Consider the following 6,504-nt stretch of genomic DNA (forward strand, 5'->3'; position numbering starts at 1 on the left):
TCGTGCGGTCCGAGCGCAGGCGGTTGCCAGCCGTCGGCGCGATAATTGGAGGTAGCGGAAGGAGCCGGCATGCATGTTCTCTTGATTGGCGGGAAGCACCCGCGCCACAAGGAATGGATTCGCGACCTCGCAAGGGCGTTCGAGGAGGCGGGTGATGATCCGGTGATTCACGACTACGCCAACTGGGACCGCGGGGATTCCGGCACGGACGTCCTCGGCGAACTTGCGGCGGTGGCCGATCTCGCGGAGACCATTGAGGGGCCATATGCGATCGTCGCCAAGTCGATCGGTACGGCGATCACGACCATCGGCGTCGCCCGCGGTGAGCTTCGGCCCACGCGCGTGGTCTTCCTTGGCATTCCACTGAGCGGTTTGGACGAGTTCTCCGTCGCCGTAGCGCGTGACCTCGCAGCGCTACCCGACGGTGTGGTCGTGCAGAACGAGAACGACCCGTGGGGAACCGCGTCAGAGATCGAGGAGTTCCTGGCCGCCAACGGCGCGAGCCAACTGCGGCTTGTGACCATTGCGGGGGAGACCACACACGACTACCTCGACTTCGAGCAAATAGTCGAACTCACGCACGAGGGCTAGTCGCGATCCGAGTGCGGGTCAAGCGCTCGCCTGGCGGCAGTCGTGCTACTTCAGCCGACCCTCGATCTGGCGCACGATTTCGATATCGCCGTCGAGCCAGGGCACGGACCACAACTGAGACCGCTCCAGCCATCGCAGGACCGAATGCTCCACGAGTGGTTCGGGAGTTCCGCTCTGAATCGTCGCGTACCAGACCCGCATGACGTGCCGGTCCGTGATGAACCACCCCTGGGTCTCCTCGTCGGTGTCCGGCCCCACGATCTCGTCGCCGAGAGCGACCGTCACCCCGAGTTCCTCGCGCAATTCGCGGTGGAGGGCCTCGTCCACGGTCTCACCCGGGTCCACCTTGCCGCCCGGGAACTCCCAGCGCCCGGCGATGCGAGCGGGCTTGGACCGCTCGGCGCCGAGCAGTCGCGTCGGGCGAGCGAGGTCGTCGACGATCGCGGCTGCCACGACTACTACGCGCCTAGCCACCTTGCGTCAGGGCCTCGTACCCGGAGGCGGTCAGCAGCTCGCCGTAGGAGGCGACCTCGACCTTGAACAGCCAGCCCGCGCCGTAGGGGTCGGAATTCACGAGCGAGGGGTCGTCGATCGCGGCCTGGTTGATCTCGACCACGGCCCCGGTCACGGGTGAGAAGAGTTCCGAGACTGATTTCGTGGACTCGATCTCGCCCACGACAGCCCCAGCCGTGACCTCGTCCCCGACCTGCGGGAGTTCCAGGTAGACCACGTCCCCCAAGGCGTCCTGCGCATGCCAGGTCACGCCGATCGTGGCGGGCGTGCCGTCGGCGATCCACTCGTGCTCTGCCGTGTACTGCAGGTTCTCGGGGAGGTTCGACATGTGCGGGCCTTTCTGGCGGGTGTGAGGAGGGCCACAGACATTATCGCAGTCCGAGGGTGGTTTTCGCGGCAGGGCTGAGGCGGACGAGTGGCGCGCGCCGCCGGGCGCACGGCACGCGCGGCCGGGACGCTTGCGTTACTCGGCGGGTTGGTGCCGATAGAACGGCAGCCCGACCACTTGCACAGCCTCGCCGCGCCCGCGCACGACCGCCGTGAGCTCGGTGCCGATGGCGGAGAACTCCGGGGATACGTAGGCCATCGCGATGGGGTAGCCGAGCGTCGGGCTCGGTGCTCCGGAGGTCGCGCGGCCGATGCCCCGGCCCGGTGACGCCGGATCGATCACGAGTTCGGTACCGGCACGCACGGCGCGGCGCCCCAGGGCGCGCAGGCCGACGAGGACGCGCGCGGGTGCGCTGTGACGGCGCGACTCCAGCGCCGCGCGCCCTACGAACGGAAGCGGGGCCCCGCCGGCATCGACCTTGTCGAGGCGGACGACTCGTCCAAGACCCGCCTCGAAAGGCGTCGTGGTGAGATCGAGCTCGTGACCGTAAAGCGGCATTCCCGCCTCCAGGCGCAGCGAGTCGCGCGCCGACAGCCCTGCGGGGATCAGCCCGTGGTTGGCGCCTGCGGCCAGGAGCGCATGCCACAGGGCGACGGCCTGGCTCGCGCTCGCGAACACCTCGAACCCGTCCTCGCCCGTGTATCCGGTGCGGGCGACGCGAACGCGATGTCCTGCGACCTTCGCCTCGATGATGGCGTAGTACTTCAGGGCGCCGATCGCATCCGCGTAGTCGCCCGCAACGGAGCGCAGGATCAACTCGGCCGCCGGCCCTTGGATCGCGATGAGCGCCACTTGCTCCTGCAGGGACACGGCCGCGTCGAAAGTCGCGGCGCGTTCGGTGAGGGCGGCGACTACCGCATCGGTGTTGCCCGCATTGGCGACGACGAGGAACTCGTCCTGGACAAGCCGATATATGACCAGGTCGTCGATGACGCCGCCGTCCTCGGCGCAGATCATCGTGTAGCGGGCGCGGCCCTCGCCGATCTGGGATGCCCAGCCGACGACCGCGTAGTCGAGCGCCGCCGCTGCCCCCGGGCCGGTGACGAGGATCTGGCCCATGTGGGAGATGTCGAACAGGCCGGCGGCGGTGCGCACGGCGTTGTGCTCGGAGATGTCCGAGTCGTAGCGCAGCGGCATCTGCCAGCCGCCGAACTCGGTCAGTGAGGCGCCTAGAGCGGCGTGCTCGCCGAGGAGCGGTGAGGTCTTGGAGGTCATCGTGACTCCTTCGGGAAGGCGGGCTTACGCGTCGCCGTCGGCGGCGTAGTGGGACAGCGGCGGGCAGGAGCAGACGAGGTTTCGATCCCCATAGGCGCCGTCGATGCGGCGCACCGGCGGCCAGTACTTTGCCTGGCGCAGCGCGGGCACCGGGTAGGCCGCCTCGGTCCTCGTGTACGAGTGCTCCCACACCTCCGCGGTGACGGACTCGGCGGTGTGCGGTGCGGCCCGGAGAACGGAGTCCTCCGCGGTGACCTCGCCGGCCTCGACCTGCGCGATCTCGGCGCGGATCGCGAGCATCGCGTCGATGAAGCGATCGAGTTCGGCCAGGTCCTCCGATTCGGTGGGCTCGACCATCAGGGTGCCCGCAACGGGGAAGGACAGCGTGGGAGCGTGGAAGCCGTAGTCGATCAGGCGCTTGGCGACGTCCTCGGCCGTGATCTTCGTCGCCGCGGTGATGGCGCGCAGATCCAGGATGCACTCGTGGGCCACCAGCCCGTTCGGGCCGGTGTACAGAACTGGGAAGGCCTGCTCGAGGCGCCGCGCCAGGTAGTTGGCGCTGAGTACCGCCACCTGGCTGGAGCGCCGCAGGTCGGCGCCCATGAGCGCGATGTAGGCGTACGAGATCGGCAACACTCCGGCCGAGCCGAACTGCGCCGCGGATACCGGTGGGGCTTGTGCGGAGATCGGGCTTGGCGCTTCGTCGGGCGCGGCTGCGGTTGCGGATGCGGCTACGTCGGCGGCAGCGGTTGCGTCGCCGCCGCGTGCCCCCGAGGGGTCGCCCGGCAGGTAGGGAAGCAGGTGCTCCGCCACGGCCACCGGACCCACGCCGGGTCCCCCGCCGCCGTGGGGGATGGCAAACGTCTTGTGCAGATTGAGGTGGGATACATCGCCTCCGAACTGGCCCGGCTTGGCGAGCCCGACGAGTGCATTCAGGTTGGCGCCGTCGATGTACACTTGACCGCCTGCTTCATGTACTAGATCGCAGACCTCGCGCACGTGCTCCTCGTACACCCCATGAGTGGACGGGTAGGTGAGCATGATGGCCGCCAGTCGATCAGCGTTCTCCGCGACCTTGGCCCGCAGGTCCGCCAGGTCGATCGAGCCGTCCTCGGCCGTAGCGATGACGACGACGCTGAGCCCGGCCATTGCCGCGGAGGCGGCATTCGTCCCGTGCGCCGACGCGGGGATAAGGCACACGCTGCGACCGGGTTCGCCGCGCCCCTCGTGATACTTGCGGATCGCGAGTAGCCCGGCGAACTCGCCCTGCGATCCGGCATTCGGCTGAACCGAGACGCCGGCGTACCCGGTGATCTCGGACAACCACGATGTGAGCTTCTCGATGAGTTCCGCGTATCCCTCGGTCTGATCCGCCGGCGCGAGCGGGTGGATCTGCGCGAACTCCGGCCAGGAGATCGCCTCCATCTCGACCGCCGCGTTCAGTTTCATGGTGCACGAGCCCAGCGGGATCATCGTGCGATCTAGCGCCAGGTCCTTGTCCGCGAGGCGGCGCAGGTAGCGCATCATGGCGGTCTCGCTGCGATACGAGTTGAACGTTGGGTGGGTCAGGTAGTCGGTGCCGCGAAGCGCCCAACTGGGAAGGGACGCGCCGGACGCGGACCAGGTGGCGCGAGTCGTCTCGCCGCCATCGACGGCGAATTCGAGGCTCTCGCCGCGCACGTCGCACGCGAACCACGTCAGCGTACGCTCCGCGACGGCGGCCACCACGGATTCAAGTACCGTCGCAACGTGTTCCGCGGTGGAGACCTCGTCGAACGCAATCTGTACATGATCGCTGTCCGCAACGTACACGTTGATCCCGCGCTGCGCCGCGCCCTGGCGGATACGTTCGGTCAGGCCGGGAGCGGAGATCCGCACGGTGTCGAAGAGAGCGTGGTCCGCTACCGCAATCCCAGGTAACTCGAGTGCCCGAAGCGCCGCCGCGAGCCCGCCCGCCAGGGCTTGCACGCGCTCCGCGATGCTGCGCAGTCCCTGGGGACCGTGATAGACGGCGTACATCGAGGCGGTGATCGCGAGCAGCGCCTGCGCGGTGCAGATGTTGCTCGTCGCCCGCTCCCGGCGGATGTGCTGCTCGCGCGTCTGCAGGGCCAGGCGGTAGGCGACCGCGCCATCCGCATCGACGCTCACGCCCACCAGTCGACCCGGCAGCTGACGTTCGAGCCCATGGCTGGTGGCGATGAATGCCGCATGCGGGCCGCCGTAGAACATTGGCACGCCGAGCCGCTGGCTCGAGCCGACGGCGATATCGGCACCGAGCTCGCCGGGGCTGACCAGCAGCGTGAGGGCGAGCAGATCGGTCGTGAAGGTGACGAGCGCCCCGGCCGCCTTCGCATCGGCGATGACGCCCTTAAGGTCGCGGACGGCGCCGCTCGCGCCGGGATGGGCGAGGACGAGGCCGACGATCGACGCTCCTGCGGCGGCCAGCGATGCCGCGTCCCAGCCGGTGGCTTCCCCAGTGTGCAGATCGGCGACGATCACCCGCTGCCCGGCCGCCTCGGCCCGGGCGGTGACCACGGCGATGGTCGTCGGCAGCACGTCGGCGTCGATGACCACCACGTCCGTGGCCAGATCGAGTTTCCGGCCGCGCGACCGGAACATCAGGGCGACCGCCTCGGCGACTGCGGTGGCCTCGTCCAAGAGCGAAGCCCCAGCCACGGGCAGCCCGGTCAGGTCCGAAACCAAGGTCTGGAAGTTCAGCAGCGCCTCCAGGCGGCCCTGCGAGATCTCGGGCTGATACGGCGTGTAGGCGGTGTACCAGGCGGGATTCTCCAGAACGCCGCGTCTGATCACGGCGGGAGTGATCGTGTCGTAGTACCCCTGCCCGATCATCGAGGTGAGCACCCTGTTGCGCCCGGCGATGCGGCGGAGGTCGGCCAGGACCTCGGGCTCGCTCAGTGGCTCAGGTAGGCCGAGCGGCTCGGTCAGCGCGATGGACTTCGGCACCGCCGCGTCCGTGAGCGCGTCGAGTGAGGCGTAGCCGACCGAATCCAGCATGGTCGCCAGGTGCGAGTCGTCGGGGCCGATATGGCGGTCGGTGAACGTGAAGTTGGCTGGGGCTGGGGTGGTCATGGGGACTCCGGGGTGAGGGCAGCACGGTCAGCCCTCCCCGCTCTGTCATCCCGCGGCGATGGCGTGCCGCGGACCTGAGAGTTTGGCCGGTGATACCGGTTTGCCCCGTCGGTGGTCGCCGTCCCGGAGGCGCGAGCCGGCCCGGGAGCGGCGTCGCTTTCCAGAGTTGCCTAACTGCGGCGGTACGTGATGCCTGAGAGATTCCCGGGGAGGATTTGCTCCTTCGGCGCTGCGTACCCGCTCGGTGGCGGAGGTAACAGACTCTCCCGCCGCAGATCGGTCAGCGAGCACAAGTCTACGCGACGCCGCCGCGCCCGCAATGGCCAATCTATTGGTGTCCGACACGCGCGCGCCGCCACGGCAGACTCGATGAGCCACCGCGACGGCGCACGTCACCTGCCTGTTGCTAGCGGACCACCCGCAGCTTCGTCTTGGCCGTGAGTTTCGCGAGGTTCGCATTGCCCGAGTAGACGACCTTGATCTTGGTGGTCTTCTTTATCTTGCGAGTCGCCTTCGCCTTGACCTTGATCGTGGCGACGTACTTCTTGCCCGACTTCTTGACCTTGGCCTTTCCGAGGGTCTTGGCGCCGGCCTTGAGTGTGACCGTGCCGGTGGGAGTGCCGGCTGCGATGCCGACGATCCGCACTTGGACGAGTCCCGCCTTGCCGCGCTTGAGTGATCGTGCGGCTTTAGCGTTGTTTCCGGCC

6 protein-coding genes and 1 riboswitch are annotated in these 6,504 nt (G+C 68.5%); of the genes, 1 reads left to right on the forward strand and 5 read right to left on the reverse strand.

Annotated features, from left to right (window positions below; genetic code table 11):
* The first annotated feature begins 69 nt into the window (after window positions 1–69).
* Window positions 70–591, forward strand: coding sequence for a hypothetical protein (locus FB461_RS11585; RefSeq protein ID WP_142122274.1), 522 nt, complete (start codon window positions 70–72; stop codon window positions 589–591).
* 45 nt (window positions 592–636) lie between these two features.
* Here the strand turns inward: FB461_RS11585 and FB461_RS11590 are convergent, their stop codons facing one another.
* From FB461_RS11590 to FB461_RS11615, 5 genes are all read right to left on the reverse strand, one after another.
* Complete coding sequence (locus FB461_RS11590; protein WP_246046242.1) at window positions 637–1,044, reverse strand: (deoxy)nucleoside triphosphate pyrophosphohydrolase; 408 nt, start codon at window positions 1,042–1,044, stop codon at window positions 637–639.
* A gap of 13 nt (window positions 1,045–1,057) precedes the next feature.
* Window positions 1,058–1,432, reverse strand: coding sequence for a glycine cleavage system protein GcvH (gene gcvH / locus FB461_RS11595; protein WP_142122278.1), 375 nt, complete (start codon window positions 1,430–1,432; stop codon window positions 1,058–1,060).
* Window positions 1,433–1,567: 135 nt separating this feature from the next.
* Complete coding sequence (gene gcvT / locus FB461_RS11600; RefSeq protein WP_142122280.1) at window positions 1,568–2,707, reverse strand: glycine cleavage system aminomethyltransferase GcvT; 1,140 nt, start codon at window positions 2,705–2,707, stop codon at window positions 1,568–1,570.
* Window positions 2,708–2,731: 24 nt separating this feature from the next.
* Window positions 2,732–5,797, reverse strand: coding sequence for an aminomethyl-transferring glycine dehydrogenase (gcvP, locus tag FB461_RS11605; RefSeq protein ID WP_142122282.1), 3,066 nt, complete (start codon window positions 5,795–5,797; stop codon window positions 2,732–2,734).
* A gap of 170 nt (window positions 5,798–5,967) precedes the next feature.
* Window positions 5,968–6,076, reverse strand: a riboswitch (glycine riboswitch).
* A gap of 127 nt (window positions 6,077–6,203) precedes the next feature.
* Window positions 6,204–6,504, reverse strand: a 301-nt coding sequence (locus tag FB461_RS11615) for an Ig-like domain repeat protein (protein ID WP_142122284.1), incomplete at its 5' end; no start/stop codon positions are given.

Origin of the sequence: Rarobacter faecitabidus (assembly GCF_006716265.1) — a bacterium.
Lineage (GTDB): Bacteria > Actinomycetota > Actinomycetes > Actinomycetales > Cellulomonadaceae > Rarobacter > Rarobacter faecitabidus.